The 20,943-nt window shown below is 51.2% G+C and carries 22 protein-coding genes; 11 read left to right on the forward strand and 11 right to left on the reverse strand.

The genetic code is table 11. The features are described 5' to 3' along the window. Positions 1-48: 48 nt before the first annotated feature. Positions 49-591, reverse strand: coding sequence for a hypothetical protein (locus XI25_RS04220; RefSeq protein ID WP_046677506.1), 543 nt, complete (start codon positions 589-591; stop codon positions 49-51). Between the two features lie 102 nt (positions 592-693). On the opposite strand from XI25_RS04220, the gene XI25_RS04225 reads away from it, so the two are divergent. Beyond that, positions 694-1,608, forward strand: a complete 915-nt coding sequence (locus XI25_RS04225) for a phosphatidate cytidylyltransferase (protein ID WP_046677557.1) — start codon at positions 694-696, stop codon at positions 1,606-1,608. A 47-nt stretch (positions 1,609-1,655) separates the two neighbouring features. Continuing rightward, positions 1,656-1,886, forward strand: coding sequence for a hypothetical protein (locus XI25_RS04230; protein ID WP_046677507.1), 231 nt, complete (start codon positions 1,656-1,658; stop codon positions 1,884-1,886). 3 nt (positions 1,887-1,889) lie between these two features. On the opposite strand, the gene XI25_RS31850 is transcribed toward XI25_RS04230, so the two are convergent. Together XI25_RS31850 and XI25_RS04240 are read right to left on the reverse strand one after the other, a co-directional pair. Then, complete coding sequence (locus tag XI25_RS31850) at positions 1,890-2,444, reverse strand: DUF1700 domain-containing protein (RefSeq protein ID WP_046677508.1); 555 nt, start codon at positions 2,442-2,444, stop codon at positions 1,890-1,892. Between the two features lie 9 nt (positions 2,445-2,453). Next, complete coding sequence (locus XI25_RS04240; RefSeq protein ID WP_046677509.1) at positions 2,454-2,783, reverse strand: PadR family transcriptional regulator; 330 nt, start codon at positions 2,781-2,783, stop codon at positions 2,454-2,456. 199 nt (positions 2,784-2,982) lie between these two features. Here XI25_RS04240 and XI25_RS04245 point away from each other — a divergent pair, with 199 nt between their 5' ends. Next, positions 2,983-4,032: a hypothetical protein gene (locus XI25_RS04245; RefSeq protein ID WP_327204721.1), complete on the forward strand. Its 1,050-nt coding sequence runs from the start codon at positions 2,983-2,985 to the stop codon at positions 4,030-4,032. 175 nt (positions 4,033-4,207) lie between these two features. On the opposite strand, the gene ric is transcribed toward XI25_RS04245, so the two are convergent. Further along, positions 4,208-4,909: an iron-sulfur cluster repair di-iron protein gene (gene ric / locus XI25_RS04250; RefSeq protein ID WP_046677510.1), complete on the reverse strand. Its 702-nt coding sequence runs from the start codon at positions 4,907-4,909 to the stop codon at positions 4,208-4,210. Positions 4,910-5,239: 330 nt separating this feature from the next. On the opposite strand from ric, the gene XI25_RS04255 reads away from it, so the two are divergent. From XI25_RS04255 to XI25_RS36095, 3 genes are all read left to right on the forward strand, one after another. Continuing rightward, a complete protein-coding gene (locus XI25_RS04255) occupies positions 5,240-6,661 on the forward strand; it encodes an aspartate ammonia-lyase (protein WP_442950355.1) in 1,422 nt (473 codons plus the stop codon). A 181-nt stretch (positions 6,662-6,842) separates the two neighbouring features. Continuing rightward, positions 6,843-7,694 (forward strand): cation:proton antiporter, encoded by an 852-nt coding sequence (locus XI25_RS36090; RefSeq protein ID WP_327204722.1) that lies wholly within the window; start codon positions 6,843-6,845, stop codon positions 7,692-7,694. Next, the gene (locus XI25_RS36095; RefSeq protein WP_327204723.1) at positions 7,691-8,083 is read left to right on the forward strand and encodes a cation:proton antiporter domain-containing protein; all 393 of its coding nucleotides are present in this window, start codon (positions 7,691-7,693) and stop codon (positions 8,081-8,083) included. The genes XI25_RS36090 and XI25_RS36095 overlap by 4 nt, the downstream gene beginning before the upstream one ends. Here XI25_RS36095 and XI25_RS04265 read toward each other — a convergent pair. Beyond that, positions 8,080-9,048: a hypothetical protein gene (locus XI25_RS04265; RefSeq protein WP_200901379.1), complete on the reverse strand. Its 969-nt coding sequence runs from the start codon at positions 9,046-9,048 to the stop codon at positions 8,080-8,082. The two genes, XI25_RS36095 and XI25_RS04265, sit on opposite strands and share 4 nt — an antisense overlap. A gap of 308 nt (positions 9,049-9,356) precedes the next feature. Between XI25_RS04265 and XI25_RS04270 the strand changes: the two genes are divergently transcribed. Next, the gene (locus XI25_RS04270) at positions 9,357-9,707 is read left to right on the forward strand and encodes a VOC family protein (protein WP_046677511.1); all 351 of its coding nucleotides are present in this window, start codon (positions 9,357-9,359) and stop codon (positions 9,705-9,707) included. Between the two features lie 56 nt (positions 9,708-9,763). Here XI25_RS04270 and XI25_RS04275 read toward each other — a convergent pair whose 3' ends face one another. The 4 genes from XI25_RS04275 to XI25_RS04290 all read right to left on the reverse strand — a co-directional run bounded on the left by XI25_RS04275 (position 9,764) and on the right by XI25_RS04290 (position 13,225). Further along, the gene (locus XI25_RS04275) at positions 9,764-10,711 is read right to left on the reverse strand and encodes a cation diffusion facilitator family transporter (protein ID WP_046677512.1); all 948 of its coding nucleotides are present in this window, start codon (positions 10,709-10,711) and stop codon (positions 9,764-9,766) included. Positions 10,712-10,903: 192 nt separating this feature from the next. Further along, on the reverse strand, positions 10,904-11,533 hold the full coding sequence (locus tag XI25_RS04280) for an HXXEE domain-containing protein (protein ID WP_046677513.1): 630 nt from the start codon (positions 11,531-11,533) through the stop codon (positions 10,904-10,906). Between the two features lie 17 nt (positions 11,534-11,550). After that, positions 11,551-12,138 (reverse strand): TetR/AcrR family transcriptional regulator, encoded by a 588-nt coding sequence (locus XI25_RS04285; protein WP_046677514.1) that lies wholly within the window; start codon positions 12,136-12,138, stop codon positions 11,551-11,553. 202 nt (positions 12,139-12,340) lie between these two features. After that, entirely contained in the window at positions 12,341-13,225 is an 885-nt protein-coding gene (locus XI25_RS04290) for a helix-turn-helix transcriptional regulator (protein WP_082112200.1), read from the reverse strand. Between the two features lie 118 nt (positions 13,226-13,343). Between XI25_RS04290 and XI25_RS04295 the strand changes: the two genes are divergently transcribed. Further along, complete coding sequence (locus tag XI25_RS04295; RefSeq protein ID WP_046677515.1) at positions 13,344-13,793, forward strand: SRPBCC family protein; 450 nt, start codon at positions 13,344-13,346, stop codon at positions 13,791-13,793. Positions 13,794-13,842: 49 nt separating this feature from the next. Here the strand turns inward: XI25_RS04295 and XI25_RS04300 are convergent, their stop codons facing one another. Both XI25_RS04300 and XI25_RS04310 read right to left on the reverse strand, forming a co-directional pair. Continuing rightward, a complete protein-coding gene (locus XI25_RS04300; RefSeq protein ID WP_046677516.1) occupies positions 13,843-14,706 on the reverse strand; it encodes an AraC family transcriptional regulator in 864 nt (287 codons plus the stop codon). 245 nt (positions 14,707-14,951) lie between these two features. Next, the gene (locus tag XI25_RS04310; protein WP_046677518.1) at positions 14,952-15,800 is read right to left on the reverse strand and encodes a YitT family protein; all 849 of its coding nucleotides are present in this window, start codon (positions 15,798-15,800) and stop codon (positions 14,952-14,954) included. Positions 15,801-15,987: 187 nt separating this feature from the next. Between XI25_RS04310 and XI25_RS04315 the strand changes: the two genes are divergently transcribed. The 3 genes from XI25_RS04315 (at position 15,988) to XI25_RS04325 (ending at position 20,832) form a co-directional block, all read left to right on the forward strand. Continuing rightward, the gene (locus XI25_RS04315) at positions 15,988-17,337 is read left to right on the forward strand and encodes an extracellular solute-binding protein (protein ID WP_046677519.1); all 1,350 of its coding nucleotides are present in this window, start codon (positions 15,988-15,990) and stop codon (positions 17,335-17,337) included. 304 nt (positions 17,338-17,641) lie between these two features. Further along, the gene (locus XI25_RS04320; protein ID WP_046677520.1) at positions 17,642-18,280 is read left to right on the forward strand and encodes an NAD(P)-dependent oxidoreductase; all 639 of its coding nucleotides are present in this window, start codon (positions 17,642-17,644) and stop codon (positions 18,278-18,280) included. Positions 18,281-18,558: 278 nt separating this feature from the next. Next, on the forward strand, positions 18,559-20,832 hold the full coding sequence (locus XI25_RS04325) for an FIMAH domain-containing protein (protein WP_046677562.1): 2,274 nt from the start codon (positions 18,559-18,561) through the stop codon (positions 20,830-20,832). Positions 20,833-20,943 lie beyond the last annotated feature (111 nt).

The raw sequence follows: 20,943 nt of genomic DNA on the forward strand, positions 1-20,943 counted from the left end.
GATACCAGCAGATAATGGTTATTGATGATTTTACCATCTTCATTAAAATCACCACTCAGGCTCATAATCCCTTAGCTTTCCCTCGTAGATCAACTGCAGGCGGTCGCATTTCCGAAAATCATCGGGCGTGACGAGCGCAGGCAGCTTATTCCACAGCTTTATGCCCGAACGTTCCAGAATTTCGGCGACGAATTGCGAACAAAAATACGAGTTGCTGAACTCGACCGGTTCTTTGATGGCGATTCCGATCACGCCCAGAATATTATAGAGGAATTTTTTGTGCTGCCGGATGAAAATTTGCAGGACGCGCTTCATTTTCTCGACTTCGCGGTCGGATACCTTCAGCTCGTAAATGACGCAAGTCGTATCCGGATATTTGCTGAACGTGCCTGTCTTGATGTCTTCCTTCACGAAGCCTCCGTTCAGCGGGTTATTGGGATTTTTCCGCCCGAAGCTGTACAGCTCCGAAAGCTCGCGGTCAAAGGAAATCGAAGCATGATTGTAAGGCGCTCTCGTGTAGCTCTGTATGAGTTTCGTAAAAAGCGTCCCGGTATTGGTAAGCAGAATAAAGACGGACCGATCGGCTGCCATTTTCGGAATTTCCCCTTATCAAGTTTGGACTATTCATTCATAATAACATATCATATGATTTCTTTAACGGAATCCTACCTCTCGACAAGGCGGTGAATGGCGGTGGACAGCTCGCTAATAACGTTAGCCCAAATTTTTTCAGCCTTGATGGCCATCCATTTGATTTATTATGCGGCAGCCAAAATTCAACCGGGCAAAGACTACACGGCCATCGGAATACGAATCAACACCTGGTGGGGCATGTTCTTCATCTTTTGCTTGGCAACCCTGCTTCACCCGGTCGCCTCGCTGCTCTCCCTGATGGTGCTGACCTTCTTCGCATTGAAAGAATATTTCTCCATGATCAAATCGAGAAAAGCGGACCGCAGACTGTTTCTGTGGGCGTACTTGTCGATCCCCGTGCAGTTTTATTGGATTTATATCGAATGGTACGGGATGTTTATTATCTTTATCCCTGTCTATGTATTCTTGTTCCTGCCGCTCCCGCGATTGATAAACAAAGGAACGGTCGGTTTTTTGCGCAGCGTCAGCTCGACGCAGTGGGGGCTCATGCTGATGGTTTACGGTCTGAGTCATCTTGCTTATTTTCAATTTGCTTCGCCGCAGTACGGGGCGGGACTGGTGCTTTTTTTAGTGGTGCTGACGCAGCTTAACGACGTGGTGCAAACCCTGGCATCGATTTATTTCGGCAGGAGGAAAGTGGTCCCGACGGCCAATCCCCATGTGACTTGGGAAGGCTTTGCATGCGCGTTTCTCGTGAGCATCGGGGGAGCGCTTCTGATTTATCCTTACCTGACGCCGTTTGACCGGAATTTCGGGCTCATGTCCGGCATGCTCATCAGCTTGAGCGGATTCTTCGGCAGCTTGACGGTTTCCGTGCTGAAGCGGGATTTGTTAATCGGGGACGACGAGAGGTTTGAGGCTTTGAAAAAAAGCTACTTAAGCAGGGTCGACAGCTTGACCTATACCTCTCCGGTCTTTTTTCACGTGATCCGTTATTTTTTTGATTTTATGTGAACTAATTATGATGGGGGATTTTCCGAGACGAGGGCTATGACTATGTCGTGGATAAGGGTTGGCATGATCTGTATCGGTCCGCGGAAGTGAGGGGTGAGGGATCCACGGTGGTTAAAGCCATTGCCGGCTGGGAAGACATCAAAAAGCCCTTGAGGATCGACTATATCTTCTCCAGCCTGCCGGTAAAGGTCAGGTCCTCGACCGTCGTCATGAACGGCAAAAACGGACCGGTTATATCGGATCATTTTGGCGTAGCGGTGGAACTGGAATCGTGGTAGACGCTACCCGATTCTTGCTTCCAGCATGTTGCGGTAACGTTCGGAAAGAAAATTAAGGTAACGTTTCAGGTACTTCCAACTAAAGTAAGCGATCCCGCCGATGATGGTACTAAGGACAATGGCATATGGGATGCTCCATTCGATCGGGACGGTATAACCCGGTCCAATATCCATGTTGATCCAAGTGACGCCAAAAGAACGAAGCACGCCTGCCAGGCATATGAGTATGGCGCTAAAACCGAAGCCGTAAGCGATGGATCCAAGCACGGGGACGACAATGACGCTCAACAAACCGGCGGTACAATAAAAACCGGCCATGTTCAAAATTTCCTTAAAGGTTCGCGGCTTCTTCTGCATCATATAGGTGCTGCGGTAAGCTTTAGCCAGTTTCTTCGGGTCACCCAGCTTTGCCAAAATCGCGCCTTCTGCTTGGCCATTCCGTATTCCGTCCACGATATGGCTTTCGATTTCGCGAACGGCATCAATTCTTTCTTCCTCCGGCAATGTTCTTAAACTGTCGTATAACTTGTCTAAATAGGCTCTTCCCAATGGGCTCATGAGCGTTCCTCACCTCTCCTGCATTTCGATTTGATCAACGGCTTCAGCGATGTTGCGCCATTCATAGGACATCGTTTCCAATAGCGTCCGTCCGTCAGCCGTTAAACTGTAATATTTTCGCGGAGGACCGGATTCCGACTCTTTCCAGTACGACTCCAGATATTTTTCTTTGACCAGGCGCCGCAAAATGGGATACAGCGTTCCTTCCGTTATAGCAAGCGGCTCCCAGCGGTTCAGTACCGTGACCAATTCGTAACCATAAGAGGGTCTTTTGCTAATTAACAATAAAACACAGTACTCCAATATTCCCCGTCGTACCTGAGAAGTCCATTCCGGCATACTATCAAATCCCCCCTTCTGCCATTATGTTATCACACAGTACTGTGCGATGCAATGTACTGATTTGTAAAGAAAGACGAAAAACGTAATATTACAGGTGATTGGCTGCGGGTTAATATAACTTATCATCCTTAGGAGAAATGCCTCATAGAAAATGAAAGGGGCTTTGAAGCCCAACCTCATCACGAAATGGAGGAGAATGTCCGTGAGAGTCGGGAGTGCGCGAAAAGCGGCATCGGCGTGGGTATTGGAACACGTCGGTAAGAAGGCCGGCTTCAGGGGGGCTTTTTTCAGCGGTTCGACGATAGGGCTGCCTGATGATGCAGTGCTGCCAGCAACCTCAGACATCGATGTTATGGTCGTTATCGAGGATGCCGAGCCCCTGATGAAACTCGGGAAATTCGTATACAGGGATGCTTTACTGGAGGTCACGTATTTATCCTGGGACCAGCTAGCTTCAGTTGAGGAGGTTTTGACGTCTTATCATCTGGCAGGCAGCTTCCGTACGGATACGATCATTGCGGACCCTGCCGGATATCTGGGGAGACTTCAAACCGAAGTATCCCGCCGGTTTGCCGAGCAGGTCTGGGTCCGTCGCCGGTGCGAGAATGCATTGCAGAAGGTCGAACACGGACTGCAAAACATCGATACCGGCTTACCGCTGCATGACAAAATTACATCCTGGCTGTTTCCGACCGGTGTAACCACGCACGTGCTGCTTGTGGCGGCGCTGCGCAATCCAACGGTTCGGCGCCGCTACCTGATGGCACAGGATGTTTTAAGACAATATGAACAATCCGGGCTCTACGAGGAGCTGTTGAAACGGCTCGGCTGTGTTCACATGACTGCCCAGCGGGTCGAGCATCATCTGGAAGAACTCGCCCGAACTTTTGACGCAGCTGCAGCCGCAGCCAAAACACCTTTCTTTTTCAGCACAGACATCAGCGCCGCTGCCCGTCCGATTGCCATTGACGGCAGTCGGGAGCTTATCCGGTCAGGTTACCACCGCGAAGCCGTCTTCTGGATCGTCGCAACGTTTGCACGGTGCCACAAAATTTTGGCTGCCGACGCTCCGGCAGACCTGCAGCGTGAACATATTCCAGCCTTTGAAGCGCTTATCGCCGATCTCGGCATTTCGTCTGACCGCGACCTTCTCCGACGTGCCGAAGACATCATTCAATTCTTGCCCAGGCTGTGGGAGACCGCCGAAGCGATCCTGTCCTCCAACCCGGGTATCTTGAGGCGCTAAGGGAGGTTGACAAGGCGAAATTCAGCCGAAAACCCATTAGAGCCGGCCCGTAGCTTGAATTAAAAAGCGCAAGTTTTCCGGGCGTTTACCGCAAAAAGCCCTGCCCATACAATGGACAGAGCTTTGTTCTGTATTCTCATATCTTTCGTATTCCCGTGAATTTGGCCGTTCAATGTTACATGGCTGCCCGTACCTTCTCGAACAATACGTTGTTCTCCAGGTGAATATGCTCGAAAGTATCCTTCTCCAAAGCGGCAAGGCGCTGATATACGAGTCGGTAGGTTCCGCAAGCACCTTCCGGAGGTTCGAAACCGTCCGTAATCTCACGCAGTTCCTTCAACAGATCGCCCGCGGCAGCGTGTTCCGTTTCCAATTCCAAAACATGAGGCTTCAGGGCGTCCGCGGCTTCCGGCGTCGGGGATTGAACAAATTCCAGAATGAGCGGAAATACATTTTCATCCTCATCTTGGGTATGGTCCAGGAGTTCGGCCTTCAGGCTGGCGAATATTTGCTGCACCCGAAGGAGATGCGGGTGGTTCTCCCCATGGACTCTGGCAACCTTTGTAACGTAAGGCGTTAATGACGGAAGTTCTTCACGCAGGAATGCATGGTGCTTCCCCTGAATATAAGCGATCAATTCTTTTTCCGTCCGTTTGGCGGTCGGATGGTGTTCCGCATAATCCTTCTGCTTTTGTTCTATATATAATATTTCAGAGAGAACATCAGAGGAATCAAGATTCCGGTTGTGGGCAGCTTCTTCCAGGGGAATGCGGCCTCCGCAGCAAAAATCGATCCGCAGCTTGCGGAATAAATCCGCCGTTTGCGGGACCGCGCTCACAATATCGGCCACCGTGGTTTGAAGGGATATCTGGCTCATGAAATAACCTCCTGTTTTTTATGGATTCCGCAGGGGGATAAGGCCCGGCGCCTGCAGGTTTTGTAAAAGCTCTACAAGGTTAAGTATAAGCATCGAGGCGGGGCTCAAGGGTGATTTCAAACACACAGAAAGTGGTCGAACGGTGACGGAGGATGATGGATTTGGAAAATGACTTGGTAATTTCTTTGCCGAAAAGGGAAGGATAAATGAAATGACGAGAGACATGAAAAATGTTCCGGCCAAATAAAAGGAATCTTGGATCGGAAAACGAATCTTTAAAGTACCAGACAAGAAATGGCTGGAATCCGAAAGGTAATGGTGATGAAAATCATGGACGTCAATTATCGGGTGGAAAAAGATTTCCTTGGGGAGAGAAAGCTTCCCGCGGAAGCCTACTATGGCATTAACACGGTCCGGGCGGTGGAGAACTTTCCCATCAGCGGGGTTCCTATACACGGAGAGCTGATCTCCGCGCTTGCAGAAGTGAAGAAAGCGGCGGCGCTTGCGAATATGGAGCTGGCTCTCTTGCCGAAAGGGATCGGGCATGCGATCGTTCTGGCGGCCAATGAGGTGATCGAGGGACAGTTCCGGTCCGAATTTATCGTCGATTCCATTCAAGGCGGCGCTGGCACATCCATTAACATGAACATGAACGAGGTGCTGGCAAACCGGGCTCTTGAGCATTTGGGCAAAAGCAAAGCGGACTATTTCTACTGCAATCCCAACAATCACGTGAACATGTCCCAGTCGACCAACGATGCGATTCCGACGGCAATCCGCATTGCGGCTTTCCGTTTGACGCAGGACCTGTTGTCCGTGTTCCGCACGCTTGTAAACGGCATCAAAGAAAAAGCCCAGCAGTTCGACCATGTAATCAAAATGGGCCGCACCCACCTTCAGGATGCCGTACCCATTCGTCTGGGACAGGAGTTCGGCGCTTACGCCAACGTGCTGGGCAGGGATATAACCCGCATCGAGCGCGCGGCTCAAGGATTATTGAAAATCAATATGGGTGCTACCGCGGTAGGGACGGGATTGAATGCACCGGTTGAATATATGCAGAACGTCGTATCGCTGTTAAGAGAACAGACGGGCATACCGCTCGAACAGGCGGACGATCTGGTGGACGCCACGCAAAATACGGATGCTTACCTGGAGCTGTCCGCAGCTCTGAAGGTATGTGCCGTCAATATCTCCAAAATGTGCAACGACATCCGGATGATGGCATCCGGACCTAAGGCCGGCTTTAGCGAGCTGCTGGTTCCGCCGAGACAACCGGGTTCGTCCATCATGCCTGGCAAAGTCAATCCGGTCATGGCGGAAGTGATGAACCAGATTTCGTTCCAGGTCATGGGTAATGACCATACGATTTGCCTAGCCTGCGAGGCCGGACAGTTCGAGCTTAACGTCATGGTTCCCGTAGCCGCGAACAATCTGATGCATTCCATCAAAATTTTGAAGAACGGCATGGATGTCTTCCATAAAAACCTGATCGCCGATCTGCAGGCCAACATCGACCGCTGCAAGCACTATGTCGATACCAGCTATGGCATCATCACGGCTTTGAATCCGCATCTGGGCTATGACGTGGCATCCCGCCTCGTGAAAGAAGCTCAGCAAACCGGTCAAAGCGTGAAGGAGATTATCTTGGAAAAAGGGCTGCTGACCGAGGAGCAGATCAAAGTCATACTCGATCCGTATCACATGACATCCCCGGGCATTGCAGGCGAGGAATTTTTGCTGAACCAATAAATTTGATATGAAAGAGCTGGAGCTGCCCAAAGGCTGAAATGGCCTTAAAGGCAGCTTTTTGTTCGGTTAGAAGGGCTTTTGAATTGCGTCGCCGCATGAAAAAACGGTGAAGCTTAACAATAAGACAGGGTAGAATGCAATAAGTTATCTAAAAAGGACAAAGCCCCGAGGTGATGCGATCGTGTTTAATGAAATCTTTATCCAGCTGTTGATTCTGCTGGCGGTGTCGATGTTCGTGATCGCCATTGCGAAAAAAATAAATCAGCCGTATTCCATCGCGCTGGTTATCGTAGGACTTCTGCTGGGCATCGTACAAATCCCGCTGTTGGAGGAAGCGGAAACGTTCATTACCCAATCCAGCGTATTTCAGGCGATCGTGATCTCGCTATTTCTGCCGATTCTGCTGGGGAATGCCACGTTGAAGCTCCCGTTCTCCCATTTAAAGGAGCAGGGAAAACCGGTGCTGGCGCTGGCGTTCGGAGGAACGCTGCTGTCCTTTCTGATTGTGGCGCTTGCCGGGCATTATGTTCTGGGACTGCCCCTTGCCGTAGCCTTTACGTTTGGCGCGCTGATGAGCGCAACGGATCCGATCAGCGTCATTTCGATTTTCAAATCGCTCGGCGTGCCCCGAAAAATCGTAACGATCATCGAAGGGGAATCCTTGTTCAATGACGGGATCGCCGTCGTTTTGTTTCAAATTTCATCGGTGTATTTGCTGACCTATATGGAGATGGGGTGGGCGGGAATCGGCAGCGGGCTTCTGCTGTTTCTGAAATTCAGTCTCGGCGGGATTGCGGTCGGGACCGTGCTGGGCTTCGTTTTTTCCCAGCTGATCAGGCTGTACGATGATTATCCGCTGGAGATTGCCTTTTCCATGCTTTTGTTTTTCGGCAGCTATTTCATTGCGGAGCATTTCCATGTATCGGGGGTCATCGCCGTCGTTGTCGGGGGACTGATCTTCGGAAGCTACGGGGCCAGTATCGGCATGTCGGAGAGACCCGCACCAATATCAACTCATTCTGGGATGTCGTGACGCTGATTGCCAACTCCCTGATCTTCCTGATGATCGGCCTGGAGATTAAAAACATTGATTTCACGGATAAGTGGATCCTTATTCTCGCCGCGATTGCGACTGTCCTTGTTGCGAGGACCGTGGCGCTTTATGCCAGCGTCTTTTGGATCAAGGATTTTCCCGGCTCCTGGAAGGCGATTCTGAATTGGGGCGGACTCAAAGGCAGTTTGTCCATAGCGCTTGCGCTGAGCCTGCCATCTGGCTTTGAAGGACGTGAGGATGTGCTGGTGCTGACCTTTAGCGTCGTTCTGTTTTCGCTGCTCGTGCAAGGGCTGTCGATCAAGCGGCTTGTCGTTAAGCTTGGCCTGGGGGGCGAAGGAAGAGGCCGGACGCAGCCGGAATCGACTTAATGCCCTCCCATCCGAATATAGAGAGCCATAAGCACAAACAGAAACAGGCAAAAGTTGACGACCACAAACAGGGAGCGGAGTACGGGGGAACGATGAAACTTGAATGGGGTTCGCTCTCCCGTGCCTTCAATCAAAAAGAGGATAAGCAGCGTGTGGATGATCGTGTGGCCGATGATTTCCTTGTAACCGAATACAAATGTCGTTAGCAGAAAAATTCCGGTCATCATCAAAGCCGTGAAGCGGTTCATGATGCCGATGATAAAGGCCCAAGCAAGCGCAAGCTCGACAAAGGCGCTGATCAAGACGAAATCCTGGACCGAAAAACCGAAGGTGGGAAGACCGTAATCATGAATGAGCGAGCCGGCCAGCTTCGGAATGGTCAGCTTTTCCATGGCAAGCCACGCAAGGGACAGCCCTGTACAGATATAGAGTACGGGAGCGGCGGTTTTTTTGAAAGCGGTGCCGCAAACGAACAGATAATAGACGATACCCGGATAAAACAAATAATCGAGCACGTGAAACCACCCGTAATGCAGGGAGGCGTGGATATACAGCAGAAGCAGCAACACGCCGCTGATCCGCAGCGTTTTTTTATGGGCAAGCCCGGCCGCCGAGGCGGCCAGAACGGCAGACACCCATACGGAATCCGGTTTGAACTCGGGTGCGAGATAAGATCCGTTAACAAGCTGGAGCAGCAGTCCGAGACCGAGTCCGACCCGCAAAATCAGCTCGGTGTGCGGCTTTAAGCGCGACAACCCGTTTCGTATGCTTCTTATCGTTTCGATTTTTTCAAGAGACTCATGAAAGATCGAAGATAGCAGCAATATGATCAGCGTAAAACCGGCCCAGAACAGAAAAGACGGGGTGACGACCTGGACCATGGGCAGAGGAACCCATTCATGATCCTTTGCAAACCATTTAACGTGAATGAAGCTGCCGTTTCTCTGAAGGAGCTGTAAAAACATCAAATCCGTTCCTCCTTAATGAAATTTACACCTCTCCAAGATAATATATTTTTTTATCAAATATTACATTTTATAGAATAATATCCCTTATTGGATAAACTTATCCCTCTGAAATATTTTTCATAAGCAAGTGACCGGGTGTGAGAATCCATGAAGCGCACAAGGCAGAACACATTGAATCTGCTGCTTAAAGTTATGTGACGGGTTTTAATCCTTAAACCGACATATAATCAATAAAACCTTATCACTTGCATTAAAATGGTAAAATTTATAAGGAATAACATTTTAATTGGAGGATGTGAAGCCTTATGAAGCTGAACCATGTCAATCTTACGGTCACCGACGTACCGGCCGCCAAGGAGTTCCTTTCGAAATATTTCGGACTCCGAAGCCTTGATCCGAGCGGAGACAAACGGGAGAATTCATTCGACGTGCTGTTTGACGATGACAACCTGGTGCTCACGTTAATGAGAGGGGCCCAAGTCAGTTATCCCAAAACCTTCCACATTGGCTTTGGCCAGGAGAATGAGGAGAAGGTGAACGAGGTCTATCAACGCTTGAAAGACGATGGATTCGATGTCGCTCCGCCCAAAAGGGCGCATGCATGGACATTCTACGTGAAGGCTCCGGGCGGGTTTACCGTTGAAGTCCTGGCTTAGCGGATGAAATAAAGGTACCCTTCAAGTCCTTGGACTTGAAGGGTACCTTTTTTGTTCTACACTTTCAACTCCGCGTGCCGGATGCGTGATTGCTCCACCTGAATGGTGGTATGTTGGATTTCAAATTGCTCCTCGATCAGGCGAATCGCCTGCTGCAGCACTTCCTGGCCGTCGGCTTGATCCTCAATCAAGAGATGGCAGCTTAGCGAATCAAGTCCCGAAGTGATGCTCCAAATATGCAGGTCGTGGACATCGATGACGCCGTCGATGCTTTGCAGCGTCTCAACGACCTGCTTCTGGTCGATGGCAATCGGAGTACCTTCCATCAGAATATGAATCGTGGTCTTGATTACATTCCATGCGCTTCTCAGGATGAGGAGCGCAACAAGCACGCTGACGATAGGATCGGCGATATACCAATCGAACAGCCACATCAGAAGTCCTGCCGCAATGGCGCCAACCGATCCCAACGCGTCTCCGATCACATGGAGGTATGCGCTGCGGACATTGATATTGCCTTGAATGTCACTCTTCCTCATCAGCGCCCACGCGCTGAGCAGATTGGCAAGCAGGCCGATGGCGGCGATCACCATCATGGATCCGCTGGCTACGACGGGCGGCTCCATGAAACGTTGAAAGGCCTCCCAGCATATGAAGCCGGCGATGACAAACAAGGAGATGCCGTTAAACAAAGCGGCAAGAATCTCGAACCGGTAGAATCCGTAGCTTTTACTAGGCGAGGCGGGTCTGGCCGCAAACCAGACGGCCGCCAGACTGAGGACAAGCGCTCCGGCATCGCTCAGCATGTGCCCGGAATCCGAGAGAAGGGCCAGACTGCCGGTGATCAGCCCCCCGAAAAACTCAAGCAGCATGATGCTGGCTGTAATCAGTAAAGCAAACGTTAATCCTTTGGCGTTTCGATTGCCGCCGTGTCCGTGCGTATGTTGATGTCCATGATCGTGCCCGTGTCCATGATGGGCGTGGCTGTGGGAATGATGGCTCATATGGAGTTCCTCCAAATCTTTATTTGTATATGAACAACTACTCATATACACATTATGAACCCTTCTTCCCGTTATGTCAATGGGGTTTCGTAAGGATTATAATCGGGATTTCGGCATTTATTTCGGTAATCTACAGCAAATCGCCCCCGTTTCCCTTGGATGGAACGGGGGCGACTGTTTCAGCTAAATACATTATTTCCGGTAATCATAGGGTCCCAGCTGTTTTTTGGAAAAGCTGTACGGCGTGTTTTTGTTTTTCAGCCAGAGGTTGCCTTGAATGATTAAAACATAGACGGCGACGGCAAAGTAAATCGTACCCCAAACCCAGTCGGATGCCGTGGCCAGTTCGTGACTGACGATGTAGGAGATGTACCAGATTCCGATCGGCACATGAAGAAACACTGCTGCAAACAGTCCGGGGTTGTAGACGGTCTTCGCGCGCACATTCGCAAAAATGCCGTGCCAGACCACCTGGAAAAAGCCCATCAAAACAGGCGCAAGCCCCAGCCATATGGCGTACGGGAACAATACGGGAAGCAAGTAGAACACATAGGCGATGATCAAATTGATAATCATGGCGGATTGCTTGTTTAACGGGTATTTATCGGGCGTTTCGCTTTTGAATATGGCGGCGTTAAACAGGCCGGCAAAATATCCGGGCCAGCGGTATTCTTCGAATTGATGGACCAGCATGGCCACGAAGCTCAGCCATAAAATACCCGTGATTCCCGATAGCGTCACCGGGTTCATCAGTAAATAGATACATACCGCGATACCGACAGCAATGCCTGCGTCCTGCCAATGCTTTCTCAAGAAATTCATGCTTCTCACCTCATGGTTTAGTTTTGAGGGAAATACCGTTCGAACAGCAGGTCGATTTGTTCTTCTACGGGCGGAACTTCCACGGAGGCCCCCGACTCTAAAATGGGACTCATCAGCGCAGGCAGAAAGATTGACCCCAAAATTTGCATCATCATGATCGTTAGCCGATCCTGCCGCTGTTCGCCGGTCAGTTCCTTAATGATGCCTTGTACCCTGGGAAACCCCAGCATTTTCAGAAACGCTCCGTACTCGTGCTGGGATGCAAAAACGGTGCTGCCCATGACGATAAGCCTGGAGAGCAGCTCCGGATATTGGCGAATCACCTGCAAGTAATCCAGCAAAAACCGCTTCAGCCTTTCCCGGGCAGGTACGGAGTAATCGTCAAGTATGGCAAAGGTATCCCGGAAGCCGGTCAATATCACTTTTATGGATTCGTTGATCAGATTTTCTTTGGATCCGAAGTAATAGTTGACCAGAGCTACGTTTGTTCCGGAACGGTCGGCGATTTTTCGGGTGGTTATGCCGTCGAAGCCTTCTTTTTTGATCAGTTCCAATGCCGCTTGCATGATCTTCTCTTTCGTTGCCTTTTTATTGTCCGCATCCATATTACGCACCTCCTTTTCATTGACTTCAGTCATAATTTAAACGCAGTTTTAAACAATGTTTAAGTTATGGTTTGATATAAATATAGTACATTTCATTTAGCGATGCAAATTAAAAATGCAGCAAAGAAGACTTCCCGTAAGCGGAAGCCTTCTTTGCTTGGTGCGTTTACTGTCTTTAAAACGAACATTAAAAACAACTCAGTTATTTAAAAGAGGCCGGCAGCTCGGGAGGAGGGGGTTGGAAAGGGCGGCCCCCGTTGGTCTCATGGGAGGGTGGGCTTGACTTCGATTTTAGGCGCATATATTCTTCGGGCGTTTTGCCGATCACCGATTTAAAGTCCTTAATGAAATGGGATTGGTCATAATAACCGAGTTCCATGGCCAGTTTCATGCCATCCTCGTAAGTTTCGTAATCCATCATTTCAGCTGCGTTTTGCAGACGGGACAGCTTTATGATCCATTTGGGCCGGACTCCGACGTATTGGCTGAACAAACGCTGAAGCGCCCGTTTATTCAGGCCGGAGAAGCTGCACATTTGATCAACGGTCGTAACTTGACGGTCGGCTTGGACATACTCAATGATTTCATTGATGAACGTCACCTTATCGTCAGGGGAAGGAAGCCGTGGCTGCAGCATTTCCTCTGCCAAGGCAATCATTTCTTCCGGCGCCTGCTTGGACAGAACGGCTTTTTCGATTTCTGCGGGTCCGATCCCAAGGATTTCCGAAGTTCCGAAAGACTTGCCGGCCAGAACGGATAAAGGTCTTTTCACAAACGGAAAAAAGCCTCCGGGTTTGAACTTGATTCCGAATACGGTGCCCTTTCCCTCCAGGCGATGGGAGTGCACGCCTTTCGGCACGCCGTAAAAGGCGGTCCGCCCGGATTGGACAACCAGATTGACGCAGGGATTCGGGACGACATCCTGATCATGGGCCGGGCGTCCGGTCAGATCCCATTGAATGATCCAGTAATGCTTGACGAAGGGGTTGAGTTCCGGAGTGGGAATATGACGGGTCAAGCTGAACTTGGCCGAGTTCTCCTTTAGGCCCAACACCCCCATACTGGGCTTCGGCGGATTGGTAATCATGGGAATCCTCCTCTTTGGTGTCGCGTTTTTACAATACTTGTTGTCCATTAAACGATATGCTCATGAGGAATGCCATTACTGTATATAAATCTATTTTTCAACATAAGGAGCGATGGTCATGGAGCTGAAGTATGAGTTTTATATTCTGGCTGACAAGGCAAAGGTGTGGAATGCGTTGGTTTCACCGGAAGGGACGAAAAGTGCCTTTTTTGGCTGTGTGATCCGTTCCTCCTTCAAAGAAGGGGAGCCGCTTGCCTACGTGGGTCCGGGTGTGGACGGGGATGAAACGGTGCATGTTTACGGGACCGTGCTGGCTTGTGAGCCGCAGCAGAAGCTGAGCTTTTTGGAGCATCCGGGTCCTTCCTATAACGAGAAGCATGCCGAGCTGGAATCAAGAGTCACGGTTACGCTTGAAACGGTGGGCAGCTGCACGAAACTGGCCCTGATCAACGATAACTTTACGCCGGGCCATCCTTCCATTGAACGGGCAGAGCAGGCCTGGTGGATGGTGCTCAGCTCCATCAAAACGTTTGCGGAAACCGGAAAAACGTTGGATTTCGGCTGGTAGGGCCCCTGCTCCAAATCGCCTGAAGTCTTTCGGGGGATCGCTGCAGATTCTAGGCTTCCGTTCCCCTGGCGTTCCTTGGAGACAGGCCGGTTACCTTCTTGAACATTTTCGAGAACAAAAAAGGATCGGTATAGCCGACGGAGCGCGAAACATCGCTGACCGTAAGCTCCTTGTTCCGTAAAAGGTCAACCGCGCGGTTCATCCGGTACTCCAGCAAGAAAGCCTGCAGCGAAAGGCCGAACTGCGATTTGAAAAGCCCTGACAGGTATGTCCGGTCAAGGCCGACAAAGCGGGCGATGTCCTGTACGCTGATTTTTTGGCTGTAGTGGTTCTCGATATATTCGATCGCCTGCCGCACATACGATTCCTTGGAGCAGGAAGTCCTGGGAGTCACCGCCTCCGGGGCGCATCGGATAAGTTCGGCCATCAGCCGGTATAGGATGCTCAGGCTGAGAGCATCCCGCCCGCGTTCCTCCCGGACGGCGACCAGGTCGTCGTGAAAATGCTCGAAATAGCCTGCAGGATTAATCCGGTCAAGCAGCGGGTTCCCGATGGGTGCGGTCCTGAAGACGGGAAACTCCGCGGTCAGACCCGCCTGCTGCAGGAGCGATTTGGCGTGCAGCCCTCGAAAGCCGAACCATGAATAGACCCAGGGGTTTTCTTCGTCCGCCTGGTAAAAGACAAGGGCGGACGGAGGAATCAGGAAGCCCTGGCCTGCCTCAAGCTCATAAGTTCGATCAAGCAGCGAAAAAACGCCGCGTCCGCTGTGAACATAGTGCACAAGGTAGGAGTCCCGCAATCCGGGTCCCCAAGAATGGCCGGGCACGCATTCCTCTTTGCCGAAGAACAACAGGCTAAGATCCATCTGTCCCTGCGAGGAGGGATGGATCAGATCTACATTGATACGGGGCATGGCGGCTAAACACCTCCGGTTTTTCGCTTACGTTCATTTTAATACAAGCCTGCCGGGTTATAAACAGAAACCGCATCTTGAGCGTCCTGCGACGGCATGGCGAGATGCTTCCGGATGGTCTTACTGGCGAAGCTTGAAGTTGAATACGATTAAAGGCAGTCCCGGACGAATGCCGTCATGGACTGCCTTTTTTATCGAACTTTCTGCCGTTTAAGCCTGCGACGGAACATAGGTTTAGGGGGACGCTATCTTAATCTTTGGCCCGCTTTGTACCCGGTTCCGATCAACTCGTGAACATTGTGAATGGTTACGTACGCGTTTTCGTCAATATCGTTAATCATGTTTTTTAATTGAACGACCTCTTGCTTGCTGATGACGATATAGAGCAGCTCTTTGCTGGAGCCCGTATACCCTCCGCGTCCTTCAAGGACAGTCAGCCCGCGGGACATGACGGTCGTAATGCGCTCCAGCACCTCGCCCGGATGGTTGGAGATGATAAGCACCGCCACCCGCTCGTTCATCCCTTCCACGATTACATCGATGATTTTGGCGCCGACGTAGACGGCGATCAGCGTATACATTGCTTTTTCCTGTCCGATGATAAAGACGGAGCCGAGGATGACGATGATGTCTATGATCAGTATTCCTTTGCCGAGGCTCCAGCCCCAATAAGCATTGGCAAGCCGGGCGAGAATCGCCGAGCCCCCGGATGTGCCCCCGGAACGAAAGATCAGTCCGAGTCCGATTCCGACGAATACCCCCGCAAACAAGGCGGCCAGCAGGGTATCCGGATGCGGCTCCACCTCAAGCATCTCCGTCAGACGCAGAAACGCCGAGGTTAACACGATGGAAATCAGGGTGTAGAGCGTCGTTTTCTTGTCAAAGTACCGGTAACCGATCACCATCAGAATCCCGTTCAGAATAAAGTTGACCAGCCCGGGAGACCATTCGAACAAATAGTAGGTGACAACGGTAATCCCGATAATTCCGCCTTCGGATAATCGGTTGGGTATGGAAAAATAATTAATGCCGATCGCGAATAACAACGAACCGAGTATTAACAACAAGGCATCGCGGATGATTCGTTTCGTCATGAGCTTCCCGCCTCCCGAAGAGATTTTACACCAGTTCGGCGTTGATCGCACTGCGGCACTGCGGCACTGTGGTTAAATAAAGGGAAAATTTGGAAGAGTTCGAAATAGAGAGAATCCCGGCGTTTTTTTTAATTTGGTTCATATCTGGTATAATACAGGGATAAACAGGAGAACAGGTGAAATAAGAATGGCTAAATCCGACCGCTACACTTTTCAGAGCAAAATGAAGCGCATGGTTACGGACCTGCGCCATAAAATCCATTCGGGCGTCTACGCCAAGGGCGAGTATCTGCCGTCCGAGCTGGCGCTGATCGAGCTCTACGGCTTGAGCAAAAACTCGGTTCGCCAAGCCCTTGAGCAGCTGGTCGGGGAAGGCCTGATTGCAAAAATACCGCGCGTGGGCACCCAGGTGGTTTTTTCGCCTTCCCTGAAACGCAGCATCCGTTTTGGGATATATCCTTCTCTTTTCGCGGAAGCCGAATTGACCCCGATTCTTAAGGAGTTTCATGACCGTTATCCGGATGTCCGGGTTGAAATCGTCGATCTGCCCTACGAAAGCGCGAACAGCATTTGCAACCTGATGAAGCTGGGCATCGTCGACGTGCTTTCGGTCAACATGCAGGATATGCTTTATTTCCAAGACAGCGGGAACACGGGACTGTTTCTGGCGCAGGAGAAGCGGGAGTCCATGTACTCCTTTCTGAATCCCCCGTTCCAAAACGAAGAGGGGAATCTCTCCGTACTGCCGTTCGTCCACTCGCCGGTCATTATGGCGTACAACAAGGAACATCTCCGGGAGCGGCGCCTGTTTGAGCCGGACAGCAGCTGGAGCTGGAACGATCTGCATGAGATGCTCCGCTCCCTTAAAAGGCCCAACCGCTACAGCCTGGCTTTGCAGCTGTATTCCCTCAACCGGTGGCCTATTTTTCTGCTGCAGCAGGGGAAGGATTTCCTGAACGGCGACGTAACGCCGGAGGCTTTATCGGGGCTTAACTGGCTTCGCGGAATCATCCACGAGGAGGGCATGTTCCCGCTGGCACTGGCCCAGGGTGAATTGGATGCGGAGAAACTGTTCAAGGAACAGAAGGTATCGGTTATTTTGACGACCTACTATATGCTCAATCAGCTAAAGGATGCCGGATTTTCGTATGATGTGGCTCCTTTGCCGCATTTTGAGAACGGAAGGACGCTGCTGCTTTCGACAGGCATCGGGGTCAACGCGGTCTCGAAGGACAAGGAGATGGCACAGGCGTTGGCCGATTTCCTGGTGTCCGACGGGGTTCAGGAATATCTGCGGAGGCACTCGTACAGCTTGCCGACGAACCGGTACATTACCGAAACGGTGGAGGTTGAAATTTCGGGCAAGCCGTCACGGCTCGGGCTGCATCGCGAAATGTCCCATCTTTACACAACGTACCGGGAGGTCGGATTGGACATGAATGATCTGGTGTTTTTCCGGGAAAACCTGAAACGGTATTTTTCCTACCTGATCGGCGAGGAGGAGCTGTTGTCCGCTTTAAAAAGCCGCATGCGTTAAACATCGCGGGGCTAGTCCATATTTATGTTGGAAGAAAGAGCTTGTTTAATTGGCAGATTAGGCAAGCTCCATAGTTTAAAAAAACAATTGCATTTTGCCTTAGTTGTAACTATAATGATTACAACGAAGGTTGTAAGCCGTAAAAAAATTAGCATCCGTTCGATGATTCCCTACTCTGTTAAGCCAGGGGATATGGAATCGTGTCACACCGACAATAGAACAGCGGACTCATTTTTTTTAACCCAGATGTAATGATGTAAATTACAACCATACGACTTATTAAATTTATATGGAGGAATGAACGATGAAAATCGCCATCATTGGTGCAAGCGGTAAAGCGGGTCTGCAGATTACGAAAGAGGCTTTGGAAAGAGGCCATGACGTGACGGCTATCGTCAGAAATGCTTCAAAGATAACGGACCAACAGGTTTCCGTCATCGAAAAGGACGTCTTCGGCCTGACTTCAGCCGACCTGATAGGCTTTGACGCGGTAGTGAACGCCTTTGGCGCGGCACCCGGAAACGAGTCGCAGCATGTAGAGGCGGGGAGAGTCCTTATTGATGCTCTTAAAGGCGCTTCCGGAACACGGTTGATCGTTGTCGGCGGCGCAGGCAGCCTGTTCGTGGACGAGGCCAAAACGATGCGGGTGATGGATACGCCGGATTTCCCGAAAGAGTACCTGGCAACGGCACAAAATCAGGGGCACAACCTGGAGGATCTGCAGCAATCCGAAGGCATAACCTGGACCTTTATTAGCCCATCGGCATTTTTTGACCCTGAAGGCCCAAGAACGGGAACTTATGTCAAAGGAAAAGACCATCTGCTCGTAAACTCCAAAGGTCAAAGTTACGTCAGCTATGCGGACTTTGCGATTGCCGTCCTTGACGAAATCGAGCGGCCGCAGCATGTGAACGAGCGTTTCACGGTTGGATCGGAGTCTTAATCGAACAGGAAAGTGGGAGGCTGTGGCCGCTTAATGCGGTCACAGCCTTTTTTTGAAACCAGATAAGGACCAATTGACAGGCAGATAGGGATATGATAAGTTTTTTGCAAAAGAAAGAACCACATAAAAACCAGGATCTAAAATGATAGCGTATACATAGTTGGGGGAGGGATGCCTGGATCAAAAAGGTGAGCTTTTCTGTTTACCATAAATGGTCGTTCATGCTTTTAGGCTCCATAATTTTTACGACGAAATGAGGATGAATGATGACGAACCCCATGAAGAAGAACCGAAAAAAATCAGCAGCTCACGCGATTTGCCTCGCGTTTTGCTTTTCCCTTATTGCCGCCATGTTCCCTGCCGCAAGCGCGTCCGCGGAAGTCGGCAAATCGTATGGAGCGCCAGTGGATCTGGGTTCCCCGATGCAGAGCATCGCGATATATGACGCAACCTTCGGCACGGAAGACGGACGGCAGGTCATGTACACAACCGTTACGGGCAAACCGGCTGTTTTTCAAGTGATCGACCTGAAATCGAAGGCAGTGCTCCGGACGCACCCCCTGCCGGGCTCCGAGAGCTCCTGGACGCACATCACGGCACCGGACGGAAGCGTATACATCGGCGGCAACGGCAAGCTTTACGCCTATTCTCCGGCTACGAAGGAGATGAAGGATCTGGGCGGCATCGGCGAGCAGGTCGTTTATGGCTTGTCGCATGACGAGAAGGGCCGGATTTATTTCGGTTCGTATCCAAACGCAAAGGCAGGCCGTTACGATCCGGCTACCGGCGAGATGAAGGATTACGGGATTGTGGGCACGGGCCAGAGTTACAGCCGTTCTACCGCATACCATAACGGATCTTTGTATGTAGGCATCGGTATTGAGGGAAGCATCGTGAAGGTGAATGTCGAAACCGGCGCGAAGGAAACGATCGCCCTCCCGTCATACGGGGGAGCCGTGGACAGCGGGGTCGTAAACCAGCTGGACGTGGCGGGCAAATACCTGGTTGCGGGCATTGGCAAGGGCAACAGCGCCCTGCTGTTCTATGATCTGGAGAAGGGGCAGTGGAGCGACCGGTACCACCTGAACAATAAAGGGATCCGCCTGTCTTACGGGAAGCCGGGCAGCAACAAGGTTTATTTTGTCCAAAACAATCATCTGATGGAAGTCGATCTGAGCACGCTGGACGCCGTGGATACGGGCGTAACCTACGGCACGTTCCTGCGCAACGCTGCCTGGGTCGAGGTGCCGAACGATCCGGATCTTCCGGGAGCGTCCCTGGCGACGGTGCAGTTCGGCGGAAGCGTAGCTTACATGAACCTGGAGACGAAGCAGGTGAAAGCCGTTCCGTATCCGGTGAAAGGGAACCCGATCCCGGTGCAAACGATGGAAAAAGGGCCGGACGGCCGAATGTATATCAGCGGTTATCCGGGCGGCACGGGGGCGGCTTATTCAACCGAAACCGGCAAGTTCGAGAATTTCGCGCTTGGCCAGGCCGAGGGCATGCATGCCATGGGCGACAAAATGTACATGGGCATCTATCCCGGTGCCAATATATTTGAGCTTGATGTGACAAAGCCGATTCAAAACAACGTGAATCCGAAAAATATTTTCAAAATTGCCGGACAGGACCGCCCATTCGTCATGACTTCGGGCGAAGGCAAGCTGTTTATCGGCACGATTCCCGATTACGGCAAGCTTGGCGGCTCCCTGACGGTGTATGATCCCGCTGCGGGCGGGGCACCGGTGGAGTTTAAAAACGTCGTGAACAATCAGTCGATCGTCGGCCTTGCGGTAAAAGACGGCAAAATTTACGGTTCTACCACGGTTGCGGGCGGACTGGGCATCGATCCGACCGAGCCTGCCGCGAAAATGTTCGTCTGGGACATTGCCTTGGGCAAACCCGTGAAAGAGTGGACTCCGTCCATACCGGGAGCGCCGGCCGTGCCTAAGATCATCAGCGGAACGAGTTTTGGTCCGGACGGATTGCTGTGGGCCGCATTCGACGGGACGATATTTGCCGTGGACCCGGCTACCCAGGAAGTCGTGAAGAGCAAAACGATTTACAAGGATGTCGTAAATTATGGCAGATGGCGCCCGGTCTACATCCGCTTTAGCGAAGACGGATTGATTTACTCCACGCTGGCCGGCAAGGTTACGGTAGTCGATCCGGTTTCCATGGAGCATAAAACGCTTGCCGATTCCCAGCATGTCACGCTCGGCAATGACGGGAACGTGTATTACACGAACGATACCCGGCTGATGAAAATCGAGGTGGGCGGAGCCGTAAGAGATTCGCCTCAAGACTTGATGGACCATATCCAGTCGTGGAAAGAGCAGGGTGACGTAGGCCATCCCCTGAGCCAGCAGCTGCTCAATGCGATCAAGCAAGCGGACCATAAACACGGGCAGGGCAAAACCGGGCAGGCGGTCAAGCATCTTCAAGACGCCTTGAAGCATCTGGGCCAAGCGAAGAGCGGCAGCATTTCGGAAGAAAAGCGGGCCGAAATCGAACGCCGGATCGAGGCTATCATCGGAGAATGGTCGAAGTAAATCATGAATTCAAGAAGGGAACTGTCAAAGCGCTTTCGATAAAAGGCATCGGCAGTTCCCCTTGGCGCTGCGCGAAAAAAGCACCTAAATGGTGCTTTTTTGTGCATGCCT

The organism is Paenibacillus sp. DMB20 (assembly GCF_000987955.1).
GTDB lineage: Bacteria > Bacillota > Bacilli > Paenibacillales > Paenibacillaceae > Paenibacillus_AQ.

Excerpts from the sequence above, each read along its gene's own strand:
- XI25_RS04220 (WP_046677506.1), bottom strand. The coding sequence starts at position 591 with ATGGCAGCCGATCGGTCCGTCTTTATTCTGCTTACCAATACCGGGACG.
- XI25_RS31850 (WP_046677508.1), bottom strand. The coding sequence starts at position 2,444 with ATGAGCCCATTGGGAAGAGCCTATTTAGACAAGTTATACGACAGTTTA.
- XI25_RS04240 (WP_046677509.1), bottom strand. The coding sequence starts at position 2,783 with ATGCCGGAATGGACTTCTCAGGTACGACGGGGAATATTGGAGTACTGT.
- XI25_RS04245 (WP_327204721.1), top strand. The coding sequence starts at position 2,983 with ATGTCCGTGAGAGTCGGGAGTGCGCGAAAAGCGGCATCGGCGTGGGTA.
- ric (WP_046677510.1), bottom strand. The coding sequence starts at position 4,909 with ATGAGCCAGATATCCCTTCAAACCACGGTGGCCGATATTGTGAGCGCG.
- XI25_RS04255 (WP_442950355.1), top strand. The coding sequence starts at position 5,240 with ATGGACGTCAATTATCGGGTGGAAAAAGATTTCCTTGGGGAGAGAAAG.
- XI25_RS04265 (WP_200901379.1), bottom strand. The coding sequence starts at position 9,048 with ATGTTTTTACAGCTCCTTCAGAGAAACGGCAGCTTCATTCACGTTAAA.
- XI25_RS04270 (WP_046677511.1), top strand. The coding sequence starts at position 9,357 with ATGAAGCTGAACCATGTCAATCTTACGGTCACCGACGTACCGGCCGCC.
- XI25_RS04275 (WP_046677512.1), bottom strand. The coding sequence starts at position 10,711 with ATGAGCCATCATTCCCACAGCCACGCCCATCATGGACACGGGCACGAT.
- XI25_RS04280 (WP_046677513.1), bottom strand. The coding sequence starts at position 11,533 with ATGAATTTCTTGAGAAAGCATTGGCAGGACGCAGGCATTGCTGTCGGT.
- XI25_RS04285 (WP_046677514.1), bottom strand. The coding sequence starts at position 12,138 with ATGGATGCGGACAATAAAAAGGCAACGAAAGAGAAGATCATGCAAGCG.
- XI25_RS04290 (WP_082112200.1), bottom strand. The coding sequence starts at position 13,225 with ATGATTACCAATCCGCCGAAGCCCAGTATGGGGGTGTTGGGCCTAAAG.
- XI25_RS04295 (WP_046677515.1), top strand. The coding sequence starts at position 13,344 with ATGGAGCTGAAGTATGAGTTTTATATTCTGGCTGACAAGGCAAAGGTG.
- XI25_RS04300 (WP_046677516.1), bottom strand. The coding sequence starts at position 14,706 with ATGCCCCGTATCAATGTAGATCTGATCCATCCCTCCTCGCAGGGACAG.
- XI25_RS04310 (WP_046677518.1), bottom strand. The coding sequence starts at position 15,800 with ATGACGAAACGAATCATCCGCGATGCCTTGTTGTTAATACTCGGTTCG.
- XI25_RS04315 (WP_046677519.1), top strand. The coding sequence starts at position 15,988 with ATGGCTAAATCCGACCGCTACACTTTTCAGAGCAAAATGAAGCGCATG.
- XI25_RS04320 (WP_046677520.1), top strand. The coding sequence starts at position 17,642 with ATGAAAATCGCCATCATTGGTGCAAGCGGTAAAGCGGGTCTGCAGATT.
- XI25_RS04325 (WP_046677562.1), top strand. The coding sequence starts at position 18,559 with ATGAAGAAGAACCGAAAAAAATCAGCAGCTCACGCGATTTGCCTCGCG.